General features: G+C 73.6%; 18 protein-coding genes and 2 pseudogenes. 16 read left to right on the top strand and 4 right to left on the bottom strand.

Annotated elements, in window-relative coordinates; translation table 11 throughout:
• Positions 1-360, bottom strand: a pseudogene (locus HUN59_RS19355) (chloride channel protein); the annotation flags it as partial.
• Positions 361-469: 109 nt separating this feature from the next.
• Positions 470-1948, bottom strand: a pseudogene (locus tag HUN59_RS06100) (alpha-galactosidase); the annotation flags it as partial.
• Positions 1949-1963: 15 nt separating this feature from the next.
• Here HUN59_RS06100 and HUN59_RS06105 point away from each other — a divergent pair.
• From HUN59_RS06105 to HUN59_RS06170, 14 genes are all read left to right on the top strand, one after another.
• Positions 1964-2884: an alpha-galactosidase gene (locus HUN59_RS06105; RefSeq protein ID WP_174779393.1), complete on the top strand. Its 921-nt coding sequence runs from the start codon at positions 1964-1966 to the stop codon at positions 2882-2884.
• Positions 2885-2993: 109 nt separating this feature from the next.
• A complete protein-coding gene (locus tag HUN59_RS06110) occupies positions 2994-4304 on the top strand; it encodes a chloride channel protein (protein WP_174777857.1) in 1311 nt (436 codons plus the stop codon).
• A 125-nt stretch (positions 4305-4429) separates the two neighbouring features.
• Positions 4430-4642 carry an antitoxin gene (locus tag HUN59_RS06115; protein ID WP_174777858.1) on the top strand — a complete coding sequence of 71 codons (213 nt, stop codon included), beginning with the start codon at positions 4430-4432 and terminating at the stop codon, positions 4640-4642.
• Positions 4643-4702: 60 nt separating this feature from the next.
• On the top strand, positions 4703-6004 hold the full coding sequence (locus HUN59_RS06120) for a SufS family cysteine desulfurase (RefSeq protein ID WP_254630009.1): 1302 nt from the start codon (positions 4703-4705) through the stop codon (positions 6002-6004).
• On the top strand, positions 6001-6447 hold the full coding sequence (gene sufU / locus HUN59_RS06125; protein WP_058742676.1) for a Fe-S cluster assembly sulfur transfer protein SufU: 447 nt from the start codon (positions 6001-6003) through the stop codon (positions 6445-6447). The genes HUN59_RS06120 and sufU overlap by 4 nt, the downstream gene beginning before the upstream one ends.
• 82 nt (positions 6448-6529) lie before the next feature.
• A complete protein-coding gene (locus HUN59_RS06130) occupies positions 6530-7951 on the top strand; it encodes an LLM class flavin-dependent oxidoreductase (protein ID WP_058742675.1) in 1422 nt (473 codons plus the stop codon).
• A gap of 33 nt (positions 7952-7984) precedes the next feature.
• Entirely contained in the window at positions 7985-8485 is a 501-nt protein-coding gene (locus HUN59_RS06135) for a GNAT family N-acetyltransferase (RefSeq protein WP_174777859.1), read from the top strand.
• Between the two features lie 82 nt (positions 8486-8567).
• Positions 8568-9290: a VIT1/CCC1 transporter family protein gene (locus HUN59_RS06140; RefSeq protein WP_058742685.1), complete on the top strand. Its 723-nt coding sequence runs from the start codon at positions 8568-8570 to the stop codon at positions 9288-9290.
• Between the two features lie 149 nt (positions 9291-9439).
• Positions 9440-11002, top strand: coding sequence for an NCS1 family nucleobase:cation symporter-1 (locus HUN59_RS06145; protein WP_174777860.1), 1563 nt, complete (start codon positions 9440-9442; stop codon positions 11000-11002).
• Between the two features lie 94 nt (positions 11003-11096).
• Positions 11097-11861 (top strand): aspartate/glutamate racemase family protein, encoded by a 765-nt coding sequence (locus HUN59_RS06150; RefSeq protein ID WP_174777861.1) that lies wholly within the window; start codon positions 11097-11099, stop codon positions 11859-11861.
• Positions 11858-13282, top strand: a complete 1425-nt coding sequence (gene allB, locus HUN59_RS06155; protein ID WP_174777862.1) for an allantoinase AllB — start codon at positions 11858-11860, stop codon at positions 13280-13282. Before HUN59_RS06150 ends, allB begins: the two co-directional genes overlap by 4 nt.
• A complete protein-coding gene (locus HUN59_RS06160; RefSeq protein WP_254630010.1) occupies positions 13279-14538 on the top strand; it encodes a pyridoxal-phosphate-dependent aminotransferase family protein in 1260 nt (419 codons plus the stop codon). The genes allB and HUN59_RS06160 overlap by 4 nt, the downstream gene beginning before the upstream one ends.
• Positions 14535-15815 (top strand): allantoate amidohydrolase, encoded by a 1281-nt coding sequence (locus HUN59_RS06165; protein ID WP_231049219.1) that lies wholly within the window; start codon positions 14535-14537, stop codon positions 15813-15815. The genes HUN59_RS06160 and HUN59_RS06165 overlap by 4 nt, the downstream gene beginning before the upstream one ends.
• A complete protein-coding gene (locus HUN59_RS06170; protein WP_058742671.1) occupies positions 15812-16645 on the top strand; it encodes a MurR/RpiR family transcriptional regulator in 834 nt (277 codons plus the stop codon). Before HUN59_RS06165 ends, HUN59_RS06170 begins: the two co-directional genes overlap by 4 nt.
• Here HUN59_RS06170 and HUN59_RS06175 read toward each other — a convergent pair.
• Positions 16612-17100, bottom strand: a complete 489-nt coding sequence (locus tag HUN59_RS06175) for an SRPBCC family protein (protein WP_174777863.1) — start codon at positions 17098-17100, stop codon at positions 16612-16614. The two genes, HUN59_RS06170 and HUN59_RS06175, sit on opposite strands and share 34 nt — an antisense overlap.
• Positions 17097-17672 carry a GNAT family N-acetyltransferase gene (locus tag HUN59_RS06180; RefSeq protein ID WP_174777864.1) on the bottom strand — a complete coding sequence of 192 codons (576 nt, stop codon included), beginning with the start codon at positions 17670-17672 and terminating at the stop codon, positions 17097-17099. Before HUN59_RS06180 ends, HUN59_RS06175 begins: the two co-directional genes overlap by 4 nt.
• 37 nt (positions 17673-17709) lie before the next feature.
• Here HUN59_RS06180 and HUN59_RS06185 point away from each other — a divergent pair, with 37 nt between their 5' ends.
• Both HUN59_RS06185 and HUN59_RS06190 read left to right on the top strand, forming a co-directional pair.
• Entirely contained in the window at positions 17710-18744 is a 1035-nt protein-coding gene (locus HUN59_RS06185; RefSeq protein ID WP_174777865.1) for a dipeptidase, read from the top strand.
• Positions 18745-18948: 204 nt separating this feature from the next.
• Positions 18949-19965 (top strand): PDDEXK nuclease domain-containing protein, encoded by a 1017-nt coding sequence (locus HUN59_RS06190; RefSeq protein ID WP_174777866.1) that lies wholly within the window; start codon positions 18949-18951, stop codon positions 19963-19965.
• Positions 19966-19999 lie beyond the last annotated feature (34 nt).

A 19999-nucleotide genomic window follows, 5' to 3' on the forward strand; every position in this document is an offset into this window, starting at 1 on the left:
GCCGGCGTTCGCGACGGTCGACAGGGCGGGCATCCGCTTGCCGCCGACGGCCGCCGGCACCGACACGACGGGCTTCGCCCACCGTCGGAGCGCCCACCACGCGACGCCGGTCAGCACACCGGCCGCGGCGAGCGCGGCGAACCGGTTCCAGCCGGAGGGCGCGTCGGCCGCCTCGAGGTGCCCGCCGAAGGGGTACCCGAAGGCGACGAACTGGATGAGCTGGAGCGCGAGCCACACGCTGATGCCCGCGACGCCGCCGGCGACGCCGACGAGCGCGGTGATCACCGCGAGCTTGACGGCCCAGCGTGCACTCCCGGCGACCGGCGTGGACGTTCGTGTCGCGTTCCCGGTCTGCGGCATGTCCGGAAGCCTAGCGGCCGCCGGAGCGGTCCACTGCCGGCCTGGAGGCGCGTGGCGGGGCCCGCCACGATCCTCCAGGCCGTCCCGTGTCGGGCCGGTGCGTCCCGGGTCAGACGGCCGTCACGCGGAACGGGACCACGCAGTCCGCGGGGAGCAGCGGGACCTCGAGGCCGACGGTGCCGAGGACGCGGCCGGGGAACCGGCGCTCCCCCGACCACCACGACGGCGGGTTCAGCAGGTGGTCCGGGCCGCGGAACACCGGGTCGACGCGGTAGGTGACGCCGGGGTCGAGGTCGCGGAAGCGCATCGGTCCGGTGCCCGACACCTCGGAGCGGCCCGTGCTGACGAGGAAGAACAGTGCGTCCCGACGGTCCGGCGCGACGACCCCGTACACGAGGCGCGTGGGGTCGACCTCGTCGTTCCGGACGAGGTCCCCGCCGTGCAGCAGGCCGCGCCACTCCTGGTGGAGCGCGATCCACTCGGCGAGCGTCGCCTCCTCCTCCGGGGTGGCCTGGGTGAGGTCCCACTCGATACCGAAGTGCCCGATCATCGCCGTGCCCGCGCGGAACGACACGTCGTGGCGGCGTCCGGTGCTGTGGCTCGTGCCGCTCGCGACGTGCGCGCCGAGGAGCTCGGGCGGCAGCAGCTGCTGCGTCCACCGGTGCATCTGTTGCCGCTCGAGCGGGTCGATGTCGTCGGACACCCAGACGCGGTCGGTGTGCTCGAGGACGCCGAGGTCGACGCGTGCCCCACCGGAGGCGCAGGCCTCGATCTCGAGCGCGGGGAAGCGCTCCTTGAGCGTCGCCATGAGCCGGTAGGCAGCCAGGGTCTGCTCGTGCACGGCGGCCCCGCCCCCGCGGTGCCCGGCCTCGACCAGGTCGCGGTTGTGGTCCCACTTGACGTAGTCGATGCCGTACTCGCCGATGATCGCGGTCATCCGTTCGAGGACGTGTGCGAAGGCCTCGGGGATCGCGAGGTTGAGGACCTGCTGGTCGCGGGAGCGCACCGGCAGCCGCCCGTCGGCCTGCATGATCCACTCCGGGTGCGCGCGGGCGAGGTCGCTGTCCTCGTTCACCATCTCGGGCTCGAACCACAGGCCGAACTGCATGCCGAGGGCACGGACGCGGTCGACGATCGGGCCGAGGCCGTCCGGCCAGACGCCCTCGTCGACGTACCAGTCGCCGAGTCCGGCGTGGTCGTCGCGGCGGTGGCGGAACCAGCCGTCGTCGAGCACGTACCGTTCGACGCCGAGGCGCGCGGCCCGCTCGGCGAGCTCGGTCAGCTTGGCGAGGTCGTGGTCGAAGTAGACCGCCTCCCACACGTTGATGGTGACCGGGCGCGGCGACGTCGGGTGCTGCGGCCGGCTGCGGAGCCAGCGGTGGAAGCGGCGCGCCTGGTCGTCGAGGCCGTCGCCGTACGCGGCGTAGACCCACGGCCCCTCGTACGTCTCCCCGGCGCCGAGACGGACCTCGCCCGGCAGCAGGAGCTCCGAGCCACCGGCCACCTGGCGTCCGGTCGACAGGCGCTCGGCGTAGTGCCGGTGGTTGCCGCTCCAGGCCGTGTGCACACCCCAGACCTCGCCCGCGCGCACCCGGAGTGGATCATGCAGGCCGACGGGCGGCTGCCGGTGCGCTCCCGCGACCAGCAGGTCCTCAACCTCGCGATCCCCGAGGCCTTCGCACACGTCCTCGAACGGATGACCGCGATCATCGGCGAGTACGGCATCGACTACGTCAAGTGGGACCACAACCGCGACCTGGTCGAGGCCGGGCACCGCGGGGGCGGGGCCGCCGTGCACGAGCAGACCCTGGCTGCCTACCGGCTCATGGCGACGCTCAAGGAGCGCTTCCCCGCGCTCGAGATCGAGGCCTGCGCCTCCGGTGGGGCACGCGTCGACCTCGGCGTCCTCGAGCACACCGACCGCGTCTGGGTGTCCGACGACATCGACCCGCTCGAGCGGCAACAGATGCACCGGTGGACGCAGCAGCTGCTGCCGCCCGAGCTCCTCGGCGCGCACGTCGCGAGCGGCACGAGCCACAGCACCGGACGCCGCCACGACGTGTCGTTCCGCGCGGGCACGGCGATGATCGGGCACTTCGGTATCGAGTGGGACCTCACCCAGGCCACCCCGGAGGAGGAGGCGACGCTCGCCGAGTGGATCGCGCTCCACCAGGAGTGGCGCGGCCTGCTGCACGGCGGGGACCTCGTCCGGAACGACGAGGTCGACCCCACGCGCCTCGTGTACGGGGTCGTCGCGCCGGACCGTCGGGACGCACTGTTCTTCCTCGTCAGCACGGGCCGCTCCGAGGTGTCGGGCACCGGACCGATGCGCTTCCGCGACCTCGACCCCGGCGTCACCTACCGCGTCGACCCGGTGTTCCGCGGCCCGGACCACCTGCTGAACCCGCCGTCGTGGTGGTCGGGGGAGCGCCGGTTCCCCGGCCGCGTCCTCGGCACCGTCGGCCTCGAGGTCCCGCTGCTCCCCGCGGACTGCGTGGTCCCGTTCCGCGTGACGGCCGTCTGACCCGGGACGCACCGGCCCGACACGGGACGGCCTGGAGGATCGTGGCGGGCCCCGCCACGCGCCTCCAGGCCGGCAGTGGACCGCTCCGGCGGCCGCTAGGCTTCCGGACATGCCGCAGACCGGGAACGCGACACGAACGTCCACGCCGGTCGCCGGGAGTGCACGCTGGGCCGTCAAGCTCGCGGTGATCACCGCGCTCGTCGGCGTCGCCGGCGGCGTCGCGGGCATCAGCGTGTGGCTCGCGCTCCAGCTCATCCAGTTCGTCGCCTTCGGGTACCCCTTCGGCGGGCACCTCGAGGCGGCCGACGCGCCCTCCGGCTGGAACCGGTTCGCCGCGCTCGCCGCGGCCGGTGTGCTGACCGGCGTCGCGTGGTGGGCGCTCCGACGGTGGGCGAAGCCCGTCGTGTCGGTGCCGGCGGCCGTCGGCGGCAAGCGGATGCCCGCCCTGTCGACCGTCGCGAACGCCGGCGTGCAGATCCTCGCGGTCGGGCTCGGCGCCTCCATCGGGAAGGAGGTCGCGCCCCGCGAGATCGGGGCGTGGCTCGCGCAGCTCGTCACCGCGAAGGCCGGCCTGACCGCGCGCGAGACGAAGATCCTCGTCGCCTGCGGCGCGGCCGCCGGTCTCGCCGCGGTCTACGACGTGCCGCTCGGCGGGGCGCTGTTCGCGGTCGAGGTCCTGCTCGGGGAGCTCACGTTCGCGACGGCGCTGCCGGCGTTCGCGACGAGTGCCATCGCCGCGGTCACCGCACGGCTCGTGATCCCGGACGAGGTGCTCTACCACGTGCCGTCGATGCACCTCACGCCGTCGCTCCTGGTGTGGGCGGTCGTGGTGGGTCCGCTCCTCGGGTTCGCCGGCGTCGGGTTCGTGAAGCTGACGAACCGGCTGCAGGCCACCGCGCCGAAGGGCTGGCACCTGCTCGTCGTGCTGCCGGTCGTGTTCGCGATGGTCGGCCTGATCGCGGTGCCGTTCCCCGAGATCCTCGGCAACGGCCGGGCGCTGGGGCTCGTGGCGATGAACGCGACATCGTCGTCCCCGGACTTCGCGGGACTGTCGCCCATCCTGTTCCTGCTGCTCCTCGGGGTCCTGCGCACCATCACCACCTCGGCGACGATCGGCGCCGGCGCGGTCGGCGGCACCCTGACGCCCTCGATCGCGATCGGCTCGGCGGTGGGCGGCGCGCTCGGCGGGGCGTGGATCCTGCTCTGGCCCGCCGACGGCCCGAGCCTGGCGGCCTTCGCCTTCGTCGGCGCGGCGGCGTTCCTCGCGACGACGATGCGGGCACCGTTCACCGCGCTCGTGCTCGTCGTCGAGTTCACCCAGCAGGGCACGGACATCCTCGTCCCGTCGCTCCTCGCGATCACCGGCTCCGTCGCCGTCGGGTACCTGCTCGCACGCCGCCGCAGCGCCCAGATGGCCTGAACCCGCACGACCCGACCGTGGCTGCGGACGCCTGTTCCGTCCGTCCCGGACACCGACCGCTGGCCCGGATTAGCATCGGCGGCACCGCGGGGCGAGGGGTCCCGCACGACCACGAGGAGACCGCCATGGCCGGGTTCGACGACATCACGAAGAAGGCACAGCAGTTCCTGCAGGACGGCAAGGTGCAGGACGCACTGAAGAGCGAGAAGGCCGAGGACGTCAGCGACAGGATCCTCGACGGCGTCGCGGACGCGGTGAAGAAGGCCACTGGTGGCAAGTACGACGACAAGATCGACGGCGCGCGGGACCAGGCCGACAAGCACATCGGCAACCAGTAGGACCGGCACGTCCGCTCGTAGCGATTGGACGCGGCGGCGGAGACGGACCACGATTGTGGGGTGACCGTCCCCGCCCCGAACCAGCCGCTGACCGACGCCGAGGTCGCCGCGATCAAGCGGGACTTCCCGATCCTCCAGCAACAGGTCAACGGCCACCCGCTCGCCTACCTGGACTCCGGGGCGACGGCCGAGCGACCCGTGCAGGTCCTCGACGCCGAGCGACGGTTCCTCGAGACCGACAACGCGGCGGTGCACCGCGGCGCGCACACGCTCGCGGCGCTCAGCACCGACGCCTACGAGGACGCCCGGGCTACCGTCGCGCGCTTCGTCGGGGCGGCGTCGCCGTCGGAGGTCGTCTGGACGGCGAACGCCACCGACGCCCTGAACCTCGTCGCCTACGGCATCGCCAACGCGAGCCGCGGTCGAGGGGGAGCCGCCGCAGACCGCTTCCGCATCGGCCCGGGCGACGAGGTCCTCGTGACCGAGGCCGAGCACCACGCGAACCTCGTGCCCTGGCAGGAGCTCGCGGCCCTGACCGGCGCCACGCTCCGCTGGGTCCCGGTCGCCGACGACGGCACCTGGACCGCGGCGGACATGGTTGCGCTGATCGGTCCGCGCACCCGGGTCCTCGCGTTCGCCCACGTCTCGAACGTCACGGGCATGATCGCGCCGGTGGCCGAGGTCGTGGCCGCCGCGCACGAGCACGGCGCCCTCGTCGTCCTGGACGCCTGCCAGTCCGCGCCGCACCGGCCCCTCGACCTCGGGGCGCTCGACGTCGACTTCGCGGCGTTCTCCGGGCACAAGATGCTCGGACCGAACGGCATCGGCGTGCTCTGGGGCCGCCAGGAGCTCCTCGACGCCCTGCCGCCGTTCCGCACCGGCGGCTCGATGATCACCACCGTCACGATGGAGTCGTCGGACTTCATGCCCGCGCCCGAGCGGTTCGAGGCGGGGACGCAGCCGGTGTCCCAGGCCGTCGCGCTCGCCGAGGCCGTCCGGTACCTCGAGCGGATCGGCACGGACCGGGTGCGCGACCACGAGGAGACGCTCGCGCAGCGCATGCTCGAGGGGCTTGCCGCCGTCCCGGGCATCCGCGTCGTCGGACCGCCCGTCGGGGTCCCGCGCTCCGGGCTCGTCGCGTTCGACGTCGACGGGGTGCACGCCCACGACGTCTCCCAGTACCTCGACGCGCAGGGCATCGCGGTCCGCTCCGGGCACCACTGCGCCCAGCCGCTGCACCGCCGGCTCGGCCTGACCGCCACGAGCCGCGCCAGCACGTACGTGTACACGACCGACGAGGACGTCGACCGGTTCCTCGCGGCCGTCGCCGAGGTCCGCGACTACTTCGGAGCATCCTCGTGAACGGCCTCGACTCGCTCTACCAGCAGGTCATCCTCGACCACGCCAAGGCCCGGCACGGCGACCTCGTGCTCGACGACGCCGATGCGTCGCACTTCGAGCGGAACCCGACCTGCGGCGACGAGATCACCGTCAGCGTCCGCCTCGAGCCCGGCACGGACCGCATCGCGGCGATCGGGTGGCAGGGCGACGGGTGCTCGATCTCGATGGCGTCCGCCTCGGTCCTCGCCGACATGGCTCCCGGGCGGACCGTCCCCGAGCTGCTCGAGCTCACCGAGGCGTTCCGGACGATGATGCGCTCGCGCGGGGCGGGGGAGCCCGACGAGGACGTGCTCGAGGACCTCGTGGCGTTCCACGGCGTCTCGAAGTTCGTGATGCGTGTGAAGTGCGGCATGCTCGCGTGGGTCGCCGCCGAGGCCGCCGTGCGCGAGGCGTCCGCCGCCTGAGCCTCGAGCCCGGCAGTCGCCGGCAGCGTCACGCAACGTCACCGTCCGTGACGGACGGCGCTGCGCGACGTAGCTTCTCGACGTGACCTCGACGAACGACACCGAGCCCCGTGAGACCGCGACCCGGCAGATCCGCTTCAACGCGTTCGACATGAACTGCGTCGCGCACCAGTCCTCCGGACTGTGGCGGCACCCGCGCGACCGCTCGCGGCACTACAACGACCTGTCGTACTGGACCGAGCTCGCGAAGACGCTCGAGCGCGGGACGTTCGACGGCATCTTCATCGCGGACGTGCTCGGCACCTACGACGTGTACGGCGACTCGAACGAGGCCGCGCTCCGCACCGGGTCGCAGGTCCCGGTCAACGACCCGATCCTGCTCGTGTCCGCGATGGCCGCCGTCACCGAGCACCTCGGCTTCGGCATCACCGCCGGTACCGCGTACGAGCACCCGTACCCGTTCGCCCGCCGCATCTCGACGCTCGACCACCTGACGAAGGGCCGCATCGGCTGGAACGTCGTGACGGGCTACCTGCCGAGCGCCGCGCGGAACATGGGCCAGACGGACCAGCTGTCGCACGACGACCGCTACGACGTCGCCGACGAGTACCTCGAGGTCCTCTACAAGCTCTGGGAGGGCTCGTGGGAGGACGACGCCGTCGTCGAGGACCGCACGTCCGGGGTGTTCACCGACCCGGCGAAGGTCCACCCCATCGAGCACCACGGGCAGCACTTCGACGTCCCGGGCATCCACCTCTCCGAGCCCTCGGTGCAGCGGAGCCCCGTCGTGTACCAGGCCGGGGCGTCCCCGCGGGGCGTGCGCTTCGCGGCGGAGAACGCCGAGGCCGTGTTCGTCGGCGCGCCCACGCTCCCGCAGCTCGCCGCCACCGTCCGGAAGATCCGCGACGCGCTCGAGGCCGCCGGGCGGGACCGGTACGCCGCGAAGATCTACACGCTCCTCACGGTCATCACCGACGCGACCGACGAGGCCGCGCAGGCGAAGCACCGCGACTACCTGTCCTACGCGTCCGAGGAGGGCGCGCTCGTGCTCAACTCCGGGTGGATGGGCGTCGACCTGTCGCAGTACGACCTCGACGAGCCGCTCGGGAACATCGAGTCGAACGCGATCCAGTCGGCGGCCGCGAACCTGTCCGCCGCGACGGGCGAGGACGGCGCGAACTGGACCGTCCGGGACATCGCCCGCCAGACCGCGATCGGCGGACTCGGCCCGGTCGAGGTCGGCAGCGGAGCGACCATCGCGGACCGGCTCGTCGAGATCCAGCGGGAGACCGACGTCGACGGGTTCAACCTGGCGTACGCCGTGACCCCGGGGACCTGGGAGGACGTCATCGAGTTCGTCATCCCCGAGCTCCGCGCCCGCGGTGCCTACCCCGAGGCCTACGTCGAGGGGTCGCTCCGCCACAAGCTGCACGGCCGCGGCGACCGGCTGCCCGAGGAACACCGGGGCGCGCAGTACCGCGTCGGCGCACGGGCGACCGTCTGACCGACCCCGGCGGGTGCGACGTAGGGTGGTCCGGTGATCGGGTCGTCCTTCGTCGTGCGCACCGCGGAGGACGAGTCGACCGCGGCGGCCTGCGTCGCGCTCTGGGTCGCCGCCGTGGCGGATCGTGACGGCGTGCCGGCATCGGACGCCGTCCGTGCACGTGCGCGCGAGAAGTTCGCCGCGGAACGGGTCGCCCTGGTGGTGGCCGACGACGGCGGGACCCCCGTCGGCTTCGCCCTGGTCACCGCTCCCGGTAGCGGCGGCACCCCGAGCGACGCCGCGTACCTCAGCCTGCTCGCCGTGCACCCCGCGGCACAGGGGCACGGGCTGGGCCGACGCCTGCTCGCCGCCGCCGTGTCCGCTGCGGCCGATGCCGGACACCTCCGTGCGGAGCTGCACGCCCTCGACGACAACACCGCGGCCCTCGCGCTGTACCGGAGTGCCGGGTTCGCGCCGCTCAGGGAGGCCTTCCCGCATGCCCTCAGCGGCCGTCCGACCCGGGTCTGGAGCGCGGTCTCCGCCCAGGTCAGGTGAGGCTCACCTCACCAGGAAAGCCCCGGTCAGGGCAGCCTTCCCTTGCTGGCGGACCGGCCGCGACCGTGGTTCGATGGCCGACATGTCGACCGCATCGGACCTCGCCCTGCCCGTCTCCGAGCACGACGACGCCACCAGCGCCGCCCGGCTCAACTGGCTCCGAGCGGGCCTGCTCGGAGCGAACGACGGCATCGTGTCCGTCGCCGCCGTGCTCGTCGGCGTCGCGGGTGCGGGAGCCGGCACCGGTCCCGTCGTCGCCGCGGGCACCGCAGCCCTGGTCGGCGGGGCGATCTCGATGGCCCTCGGCGAGTACATCTCGGTGAGCGGTGCCCGCGACGCGCAGCGCACCGGGCAGGCGGCGCAGCAGGCCCAGCTCGAGGCCGACGCCGAGGACGCGCCGACCCTCGCTGCGCACTACCGCTCGCTCGGCGTGGACGACGACGTGGCCGAGGCCGTCGCCCGGCAGCTCGTCCGCCCCGAGGTCCGTCGTCGTCGGGCTGCGGCCGCGCTCCGGGACGCCGAGGACGAGGTCGTCAGCCCCTGGCGTGCGGCGTGGGTCTCCGCGGCGACCTTCACGACGGGTGCGCTGCTGCCGTTCCTCGCGATGCTGCTGGCGCCGGAGTCCTCCCGCATCGTCGTCACCGTCGTCGCTGTGCTCGTGGCCCTCGCGGCGACCGGCACGACCGGTGCGGTCCTGGGCGGTGCCCGCCGCGGGCGTGCGACGGTCCGGGTCGTGGTGGGCGGCGCGCTCGCCCTCGCCGCGACCTACGCGGCCGGTGCGCTGCTCGGCACGCACGCGTTCTGACCGCCGGGAAGGCCCACTCGGAACAGGCGTTCCAGGACGGTCGTCGCGTCACACGACCGTTACACGAGGGAAACAGGCGGCGCGAAGAGGCTCCCTAGCGTCGGGGAACACGGGGACCCACCCCCGTTCCCACTCCCACGGAGGACGCCTTGGTCACAGAGATCGCGACCCCGGTCGCCGCGCCCCACGCCCCCACCCCGCCGTCGACCGCCCGCGCGGGCGCCGGTGTCGTCAAGCCCGGGTACGACCCGGCGCTCACCAACCAGGACCTCGCCCCGCTCCGCGAGCAGCGCTGGACGAGCTACAACATCTTCGCGTTCTGGATGTCCGACGTGCACTCGGTCGGCGGCTACGTCACCGCCGGGTCGCTCTTCGCCCTGGGCATCGCGAGCTGGCAGGTCCTCGTCGCCCTGGTCGTCGGCATCCTGATCGTGCAGGTGTTCGCGAACCTCGTCGCGAAGCCGTCGCAGCGGACCGGGGTGCCGTACCCGGTGATCAACCGCGCGGTGTTCGGCGTCGTCGGCGCCAACGTCCCGGCGATCATCCGCGGGCTCATCGCGATGGCCTGGTACGGCGTGCAGACCTTCCTCGCCGCGCAGTCCCTCAACATCGTGTTCCTGAAGTTCGTCCCCGGGTCGGCTGCGCTCCTGGACCACTCGTTCCTCGGCCTGTCCGCGCTCGGCTGGATCTCGTACGCGATCCTCTGGGTCGCCCAGGCAGCGCTGTTCTCGATGGGCATGGAGGCGATCCGGCGCTTCATCGACTGGGCCGGCCCCGCGGTGTACGTCGTGATGATCGCCCTGGCCGTGTACCTCGTCGCGAAGGCCGGCATCGGCAACATCTCGCTGACGCTGCACACCGGCGCACCGATGTCCTTCGGCGCGTCGATCCCGGTGATGCTCTCGGCGATCGCGATCGTCGTCAGCTACTTCTCCGGCCCGATGCTCAACTTCGGTGACTTCTCGCGCTACGGCCGCAGCTTCCGGGCGGTCAAGCGCGGGAACCTCTGGGGCCTGCCGGTCAACTTCCTGTTCTTCTCGATCCTCACCGTGCTGTGCGCGAGCGCCACGGTCCCGGTGTTCGGCAAGCTCATCACCGACCCGATCGAGACCGTGCAGGCGATCGACGCGCCGTTCGCGGTGCTGCTCGGCGGACTGACCTTCGTCACCGCGACGGTCGGCATCAACATCGTCGCGAACTTCATCAGCCCCGCGTTCGACTTCTCGAACGTCGCCCCGCGGAAGATCAGCTGGCGCGCAGGCGGCATGATCGCCGCCGTCGGCTCGGTCCTGCTGACCCCGTGGAACTGGTACGGCAACGACCAGGCGATCCTGTACACGCTCGGCATCCTCGGTGCGCTCATCGGCCCGCTGTTCGGCATCCTCATCGCCGGGTACTACCTCGTCGCGAAGCAGCGCGTCGCGGTCGACGACATGTACTCGAAGGAGCCGACCGCGCGCTACTGGTACCGCAACGGCTGGAACCCGAACGCGATCTGGACCCTCGTCGTCGCCGGTGCCGTGTCGGTCGCCAGCGCGGTGCTGCCGCCCGCCACCGGCGTCCTGCCGTGGCTGTCGAACTACAGCTGGTTCATCGGCTGCGGCCTCGGCCTCGTGCTCTTCCGCGCCCTCGAGCACCGGTCGCCTCGGATGCCCGCGCTGTCCGCCGACGACCCCACGGTCGACCACGGCGCCGCCCCCGGCCGCGACTGACCGCACCGGCCCGAGCCCGACGAGCACGGCCAGCACGACGAGCCCGACGAGCACGGCCAGCACGATCCGCCCCAGCACCACCGGAAGGACCCCGATGCGCATCCGCGTCGTCAACCCGAACACCACCGTCGCCATGACCGAGACGATCGGCCGCGCCGCCGCCGCGGTCGCCGGCCCCGGGACCCTCGTCGAGGCCGTCACGCCCACCATGGGCCCGGCGTCGATCGAGAGCCACTACGAGGAGGCCCTGGCGGTCCCCGGGCTCCTCGAGCAGGTCGCGCTCGGCGAGCGGGAGGGCGTCGACGCGTACGTCGTGGCGTGCTTCGGCGACCCGGGACTCGACGCCGCGCGGGAGATCGCCACGGGTCCGGTGATCGGCATCGCCGAGGCCGGGTTCCACGCCGCGGCGATGCTCGGTCGGCGGTTCGGCGTCGTGACGACCCTGGCGCGGACGACCGGTCGGGCGCACGAGCTCGCCGAGCGGTACGGCTTCGCGTCGCTCGTCACCGAGGTGCGGGCGTGCGAGGTCGCCGTGCTCGCGCTCGACGACCCCGCGTCCGGCGCGCGGGAGCTGATCGTCGAGGAGTGTCGGGCGGTCGTCGCGGGCGGTGCGGACGCGGTCGTGCTCGGCTGCGCCGGGATGGCCGAGCTCTGCGCCGAGGTCTCGCGGGCCGTCGGCGTGCCCGTGGTCGACGGGGTCGCCGCGGCCACCGTCCTCGCCGAGTCGCTCGTCCGGCTCGGCCTCCGTACCGGGAAGCGCGGCGAGTACGCACCCCCGCCGCCCAAGGCGGTGACAGGGCTCCTCGCGGGGTTCCGACGCGACCGGCCGGCGGACGCGACGATCGGGGCGGCGGCGTGACGCGCCTCCCGGCCGACCTGGTGCTGCGCGCCCACCGGACGTGGGTCGACGGGGCGTTCCGGCCCGCAGCGGTCGTCGTCCGTGACGGCCTGGTCACCGAGGTGCTGCCGGTCGACGCCGACGTGCCCGCCGTCGCGGACCGGACGGTCCCGGCGGGTCAGGTGCTCCTGCCCGGCCTCGTCGACACGCACGTGCACGTGAACGAGCCCGGCCGGACCGAGTGGGAGGGTTTCGCGTCCGCCACCCGCGCCGCCGCGCTCGGCGGCGTGACGACCATCGTCGACATGCCGCTCAACTCGATCCCGGCGACCGTGGACGCCGAGGCGCTCGCGGTCAAGCGGGCGAGCGCCGACGGCCGCGTCGCGGTCGACGTCGGGTTCTGGGGCGGTGCGGTCCCGGCGAACGCCGGGGCGCTCGCCGACCTGCACGACGAAGGGGTGTTCGGGTTCAAGTGCTTCACGGCGCCGTCGGGCGTCGACGAGTTCCCGCACCTCGACCCCGGGCAGCTGCAGGCCGCGATCGCCGAGGTCGCCGCGATCGACGCGCTCCTGATCGTGCACGCCGAGGACCCCGCGCACCTCGTCGCGCACGACGCGCTCGGCGGTCGGTACGAGGACTTCCTGGCGACCCGACCGCCGGTGGCCGAGCGCTCCGCGATCGGACAGGTCGTCGACGGGGCCCGGGCGACCGGTGCCCGCGTCCACGTGCTGCACCTGTCCGACGCCGGGGCGCTGCCGATGATCCGGGCCGCGAAGGACGACGGTGTGCGGATCACCGTCGAGACGTGCCCGCACTACCTGTCGTTCGAGGCGGGGGCGATCCCGGACGGCGCCACCGAGTACAAGTGCTGCCCGCCGATCCGCGACGACGCGAACCGCGACGCGCTGTGGGCGGGGCTCCTCGACGGAACCATCGACTGCGTCGTTTCGGACCACTCGCCGTCCACCGCGGACCTGAAGACCGACGACTGGGGGCTCGCCTGGGGCGGGATCGCCGGGCTGCAGGTGGGGTTCCGGGCGGTCTGGACCGAGGCGGTCCGGCGGGGCATCGCGCTCGAGACGGTGCTGCCGTGGTTCACGACCGGACCGGCCGACCTGGTCGGGCTCGACGACCGCGGGCGGATCGCGCCGGGTGCGGTCGCGCACCTCGCCGTGTTCGACCCGGACGCGGTGTCGGTGGTCGACGTGGCCGGGCTCGCGCACCGCAACCGGGTCTCCGCGTTCGCCGGTCTGGAGGCACGGGGCCGGGTCACCGAGACCTGGTTGCGCGGCGAGCTGGTCGCCACCGCCGACGGCGGGGTGACGGCCGTCCAGGGCCGACTGCTCGACCGACCGGCACGCGTTGCTCCGCAACACGCTCGAAACGAACGTTCCGGTAGCCTGCTCACCGGAACGACCGACGCACGAACGGACCTGTCATGACGCACCCGGTGAACCCGCCCGCCCGACTCCTCATGGGGCCCGGACCCATCGACGCCGACCCCCGGGTGCTCCGCGCGCTGTCGACCCCGCTCGTCGGGCAGTACGACCCGTGGATGACGCGGACGATGTCCGAGACGCAGGAGCTGTACCGGCAGGTGTTCGGCACCGGGAACGACGGGACCGTGCTCGTCGACGGGACCTCGCGCGCCGGCATCGAGGCGGCGCTCGTGTCCCTGCTGGCACCCGGTGACCGCGTGCTCGTCCCGGTGTTCGGCCGCTTCGGGCACCTGCTGGTCGAGATCGCGACCCGCGCCGGCGCCGAGGTGCACACCGTCGAGACCGCGTGGGGCCAGGTGTTCCCGGTCGCGGTCGTCGAGGAGGCCGTGCGGCGTGTGCGGCCGAAGCTCGTCGCCGTCGTGCAGGGCGACACCTCGACCACGATGAACCAGCCGCTCGACGAGCTCGGCGCGGTGTGCGACCGGTACGGGGCGCTGCTCTACACCGACGCGACCGCGACGATCGGCGGCAACCCGCTCGAGGTCGACGCGTGGGGGATCGACGCCGCGACCGCCGGCCTGCAGAAGTGCCTCGGCGGCCCGTCCGGCAGCGCGCCCCTCACGGTCTCGCCGCGCGCGGTCGAGGTGCTCGACGGTCGCCGGAGCGTCGAGGCCGGCATCCGCGAGGCCGACGACGTCGTGGCGGAGCAGCCGATCCGGTCGAACTACCTCGACCTCGCGATGATCCTCGACTACTGGGGTCCCCGCCGGCTGAACCACCACACCGAGGCCGCGTCGATGCTCTACGCGGCACACGAGTGCGCCCGGATCCTGCTCGACGAGGGCCGCGACGCCGTGGTCGCCCGGCACGCCACCGCCGGCCGCGCGATGACCGAGGGCGTGCAGGCACTCGGGCTGCGGGTGTTCGGCGACCTCGCGCACAAGATGCACAACGTCGTCGCCGTGGAGATCCCGGACGACGTCGTCGGGGACGCCGTGCGTGCGGCGATGCTCGAGGACCACGGCATCGAGATCGGGACCTCGTTCGGCCCGCTGCACGGTCGCGTCTGGCGCCTCGGGACGATGGGCTACAACGCCCGCAAGGACGCCGTCGTCACGACGCTCGCCGCGCTCGAGCACGCGCTGCGCCGGGCTGGGCACGCGGTGCCGCAGGGCGGCGGGGTCGACGCGGCGCTCGACGTGTACGCGGGAGCGTCGTCGACCGTCGGGACGCCGTCGCTCGTCGAGGTGTCGGCGTGACCGCGGCGGCCCCGACCGTGCCGGCCGCGAGCGGGCGGGCGCTCGCCGACGCCGCGACCGTCGTGCGCTGGTGCGACGAGCTCGCCGCCGTGTCGCAGGACGACGGTCGGATCACCCGGGTGTACCTGTCGCCGGAGCACGCCCGCGCGAACGCCGTCGTCGACGGGTGGATGCGCGACGCCGGGCTCGAGACGTGGCAGGACGCCGCCGGGAACCTGCACGGGCGGGTCGCCGGTGCCACCCCGGACGCCCCGGTGCTGCTGCTCGGATCGCACCTCGACACCGTGGTGGACGCCGGCCGGTACGACGGGGTCGTCGGGGTGCTCATGGCGATCCGGACCGTGGCGCGCGTGACGGCCGCCGGTCCGCTGCCCGTCGCACTCGAGGTCGTCGCGTTCTCCGACGAGGAGGGCACCCGGTTCGGCAAGGCCCTGCTCGGGTCCTCGGCGGTCGCCGGGGTCTGGGACGAGGGCTGGTGGGACCTCGAGGACGGCGACGGCGTGACGCTCCGCGACGCCTTCACCGCCTTCGGCCTCGACCCCGAGCGGGTCGGCGAGGCCGCCGTGCGCCCCGAGCGGCTCGTCGGGTACCTCGAGGCGCACATCGAGCAGGGGCCGTGGCTCGAACGGGCCGGCCAGGCGCTCGGCGTCGTCACGAGCATCGCCAGCGCCCGGCGGTTCGCCGTCGAGGCCGTGGGCGAGGCCCGGCACGCCGGTGGCACCCCCTACGAGCGGCGGCACGACGCCCTGCTCGCCGCCGCCGAGGCCGCCCTCGCGGTCGAGCGGATCTGCCGGGCCGAGCAGCACGTCGGGACGGTGGGCACCATGACGGTCGAACCCGGGGCCGTCAACGTCGTCCCCGGGCTCGCGCGCTTCAGCGTCGACCTGCGCGGTGAGTTCGACGAGGGCCGGGACCGGGTCTGGGAGACGATCGTCGCGGCCTTCGACGAGATCGCCGCCCGACGCGGGGTCACCGTCACGCCGACCGAGGTGCACCGGGCGCCGGCGGTGTTCTGCGCGCCCCGGCTGACGGCCGCCGTGCGGGCTGGGATCGTCGCCACGGGGGAGACCGACCCCACGGAGCTGTTCTCCCGCGCCGGCCACGACGCGATGTCGCTCGGGCTCGTGACCGACGTCGCGATGCTGTTCCTCCGCAACCCGGACGGCATCAGCCACCACCCGGACGAGTTCGTGTCCGAGGACGACGTCGCCCTCGGACTCGACGCCCTTGCCGTCGCGGTCGAACGCGTCGCCGACGACCTGGCGGCGCGGTCGTGAGCGCCACCGTGACCGACGTCCGCGCCCGGGTCGACGCCGTCTGGGACCGCCTGTCGCCCGCCGAGCGCCGGGTCGCCGCGATGGTCCGGCACGACCCGGAGCTGCTGCTCGTCGGGACCTCGGCCGAGCTCGCCGCCGAGTCCGGCACCTCGAAGGCCACCGTGTCCCGCCTGGTGCGGTCGCTCGGGTTCCAGGACGCGGCCCAGGTGCGGCAGGAGCTCATGTCGGCCCGGGGCAACGGTCTGCCGTGGGCCGCCGAGGACGCCGCGCACGTCGACCAGCGCGCGGTCGAGGCGCGGAACCTCGACGCCGCGTTCGCGTCCCTCGCCCGGGCCGACCGGGTCCGGCTCGCCCGCCGGATCGTCCGCGCGCACCGCGTGCTCGTCTTCGGGGAGCGGGCGGCGCACCCCGTCGCCATGCAGCTCCGGTCGCAGCTCGCGCAGGTCCGACCGGACGTCCGGCTCGGTCCGGCGCCCGGGCAGCGACTCGGGGAGGAGGTCGCCGACCTCGACCGCCGCGACCTCGTGGTGCTCGTCACGGTCCGCCGGCACGCCGCCGGGGCCGAGGGGCTCGTCCGGCACTGCGTCGCGACCGGGGCGGACGTCGTCGTGCTCGGCGACCCGACCGCGGCCGTGATCGCCGCGCCGGCGTCGACCGCGGTGCTGTGCCCGGTGGACTCCCCGTCGGCGTTCGACTCGATGGCGGCGATGTTCGCGGTCGTCGCGGCGATCGCGAACGACGTGTACGAGGCGGCCGGGCCGGCCGGGCGTGCCCGGGTCGACGCGGTGGCCGCGGCCTACGACACGCTGGGGGAGCTCGCCGGGTCCTGACCGCCGCGCTCGAGCTCGGACCGGAGCGACGCGTTCCGGTCCGCGATCAGCCGGCGCAGGTACCGGCCGAGCACGAGCCGTTCCGCCAGCCGCCCGAGCGGCCCGAAGGGCGCCGTCAGGGTGACCTCGTCGACCATCCGCGTGCCGCCGGCCGACGCCGTGAACCGGTGTTCGTGCCGGAAGCGGGCGAACGGCCCACGCACCTGTTCGTCGACGAAGCGACCAGGAGCCTCCAGGGCGGTGATCCGACTCGTCATCCGCCAGACGATCCCGAAGTGCCGTGCCCGCCACGTGACGGTCTCGCCGAGCCCAATCGTGCCGGTCGTCGTGCCCGCGACCGCCCGCTCGCCGGACGCGGCCATGGAGCGCTCGTGCGCACCGACGTCGAGCGACAGCGCGAAGGCGCGCTCCGGCGACGTGGCGAGGTCGGTGACCAGGCGGAACGTGACCGTCACCGGTCCGGCCAACCCGGGGCCGCGGTGCGGTCGTCCCAGCGCAGCACCGCGGCGGTGAGCTCGTCGTGCCGCTGCCCGCGGTGCAGCGAGCCGGACCGGCGGCGGCCCTCGTACGTCAGGCCGAGCCGCTTCGCGACCGCAACCGAGGCGGCGTTGCCGGCGAGCGCGCGCCACTGCACCCGGACGAGCCCGAGGCCCGTCGGCGCGTCGGCGAACGCCCAGCGGAGCACGCGGTCGGCGGCCTCGGTGACGAAGCCGCGGCCGCGACCGTCGGGGTGCACCGCGTACCCGATCTCGGCCGCACCGTCGGCGAGGCCGAACAGCCCGACCGTGCCGAGCAGGCGGAGGTCCTCGGCGCGACGGATGCCGAACTCGTACCGGACGTCGTCCCGCCACCCGGCGGCGACGACCTCGTCGAGGAAGTGCCGGGCCTCGGCGTGGCCGTACGGCACGGGTACCGGGGTGAAGGCGATGACGTCCGGGTCGTTCGCGTACGCGACCACGTCCTCGGCGTCCGCGGTCGTCGGCACGGAGAGCACCAGGCGGTCGGTGCGGAGCGTCACGGGCTGCACACCGCGAGCCTACTGACCGGGCGGTAGCGTCGACGGCATGACCCTCGACGCCCTCGCCTTCCCCGTCATCGACGGCCACAACGACCTGCCGTGGGAGCGCCGCGAGTCGCACGGCTCCGGCGTCGAGGGCATCGACACCGAGCAGGGGACGCTGCACACCGACCTGCCGAAGCTCCGCGCCGGCGGCGTCGTCGGGCAGTTCTGGTCGGTGTTCGTGCCGTCCGACGACCCGGACCCCGTCCGGACCACGCTCCAGCAGATCGACACCGCACACCGGATCATCGCCGCGTACCCGCAGGACCTGACCTTCGTGCGCACCGCGGCCGAGCTCCGTGGGGCGGTGGACGCCGGGCGGATCGGGTCGTTCCTCGGGGCCGAGGGCGGCCACTCGATCGGCGACGACCTGGCCGTGCTCCGGACCTTCGCGCGGCTCGGCGTGCGGTACATGACGCTGACGCACAACGACGACACCACGTGGGCCGACTCCGCCACCGGGGCCAGGGCGCACGGCGGCCTGACCGACCGCGGCCGCGAGGTCGTCGCCGAGATGGAGCGCACCGGCATGCTCGTCGACCTGTCGCACGTCGCGCCCTCGACCATGCGGGACACCCTCGACGTCGCGACACAGCCGGTGGTGTTCAGCCACTCGTCGACCGTCGCGGTCGACGACCACCCGCGGAACGTCCCCGACGACGTGCTCGGCCGGCTCGCGGACAACGGCGGCGTGGTCATGATCACGTTCGTGCCGAAGTTCGTCTCGCGTGCGTGGGCGGACTGGGAGGAGGCGGGCTCCGAGGGCGAGCCGCCCCTGGTCACCGTCGCGGACGTCGCGGACCACGTCGACCACGCCCGCCAGGTCGCCGGGGTCCGGCACCTCGGGCTCGGCGGCGACTACGACGGCACCCCGGTGCTGCCGCCGGACCTGCGGGACGTGTCGCGCTACCCCGTGCTCGCCGAGGAGCTGCGGCGCCGGGGCTGGGGCGACGAGGACCTGCGCGCGCTGGCCGGCGGCAACGTGCTGCGGGTGCTCGAGGCGACGGACGAGCGGTTCGCGCAGAGCGCGTTGCGCTGACGGGGCGGGGCGGGGCTGGCCGGAGCATGCGGAAGCGTGATCGCTGCTGTCGCACGACGACGGCGATGACGTTCACGGCCCACGGTCCGGCCGCGCGCTGCTGGCCGGCGGCGAACGGGCGAGTGTGAGGGGAGGACCTCGCTCGACGGACCCCGCACATCCGACATGTTCGCGGCTGCGGTCGGGTCTCGCGAAGATCGTCGGATGAACGAGCGAGCGCCGCTCCCCGAGGGGTACGGAGAGACTCTCGACCGCATCAGGGCGAGCGTGCGTGCGACCCGCTCGCAGGTACAACGCGCCGCCAACACGCAACTGATCAACCTGTACTGGTCCATCGGCCGGATCCTCCTGGAGCGAGGTCGGACCGCCCGGTGGGGCAGCGGAGTGCTGAACCGGCTCGCAGAGGACCTCCGGGCGGAGTTCCCGACGATGTCCGGCTTCTCGGCCACGAACCTCAAGTACATGCGGCAACTCGCGAAGACCTGGCCGGAGCAATCCTCATTAGGTCCGCACGCCGTGGACCGATTGCCCTGGGGTCACGTCCGTGTCCTGCTCGCAGAGACTGATGCTGCGCGCCGGTCGGCCTACGCCCGCGCCGCGGCGGAGCACGGATGGACCCGCAACGTCCTCGTGCACAACCTGCGGACCGGAGCGCTCGAGCGCAGTGGTGTCCAGCCCACGAACTTCAGCCGGATGCTGGATGCCGACGGAGCCGACCTGGCGCAGCAGATGACCCGGTACCCGTACGTCCTGGACTTCCTGTCGGTCGAGTCCGAGCACGGTGAGCGGGCCCTCGAGGCCGCCATGGTGGCTCGGATCGCCGAGACCCTCCGCGAGCTCGGGACCGGCTTCGCGTTCGTCGGGCGACAGGTGCACTTCGACGTCGACGGCTCGGACTTCTTCGTCGACCTCTTGTTCTTCCACGTCGAGCAACTCCGCTACGTCGTCGTGGAGCTCAAGACCGGTGAGTTCCGGCCGGAGAACCTGGGGCAGCTGTCCTTCTACGTCGCCCTCGTCGACGACCGACTCCGGCGCGCGGCGCACGAACCGACGGTCGGTCTGCTGCTCGTCGCCGGCAAGAACGACGCGGTCGTCCGCTACTCGCTCAGCAGCTCGGCCGCTCCGGTGGGCGTGGCGTCCTACGAGCTCCTTCCTCCCGAGCTCCAACGAGCGCTGCCGAACGAGGAACAACTGCGACGTGCGCTGCTCGGTCCGCCGTGAGCGAGGCGAGCGCGGCGCGCGCCCGGCGCGTCAG

The sequence above is a fragment of the Curtobacterium sp. Csp2 genome, assembly GCF_013347165.1.

Coding starts and splice junctions, on each gene's coding strand:
- HUN59_RS06105 (WP_174779393.1), top strand. CDS start 1,964: ATGCAGGCCGACGGGCGGCTGCCGGTGCGCTCCCGCGACCAGCAGGTC.
- HUN59_RS06160 (WP_254630010.1), top strand. CDS start 13,279: ATGACGCACCCGGTGAACCCGCCCGCCCGACTCCTCATGGGGCCCGGA.
- HUN59_RS06140 (WP_058742685.1), top strand. CDS start 8,568: ATGTCGACCGCATCGGACCTCGCCCTGCCCGTCTCCGAGCACGACGAC.
- HUN59_RS06110 (WP_174777857.1), top strand. CDS start 2,994: ATGCCGCAGACCGGGAACGCGACACGAACGTCCACGCCGGTCGCCGGG.
- HUN59_RS06190 (WP_174777866.1), top strand. CDS start 18,949: ATGAACGAGCGAGCGCCGCTCCCCGAGGGGTACGGAGAGACTCTCGAC.
- HUN59_RS06185 (WP_174777865.1), top strand. CDS start 17,710: ATGACCCTCGACGCCCTCGCCTTCCCCGTCATCGACGGCCACAACGAC.
- HUN59_RS06115 (WP_174777858.1), top strand. CDS start 4,430: ATGGCCGGGTTCGACGACATCACGAAGAAGGCACAGCAGTTCCTGCAG.
- HUN59_RS06150 (WP_174777861.1), top strand. CDS start 11,097: ATGCGCATCCGCGTCGTCAACCCGAACACCACCGTCGCCATGACCGAG.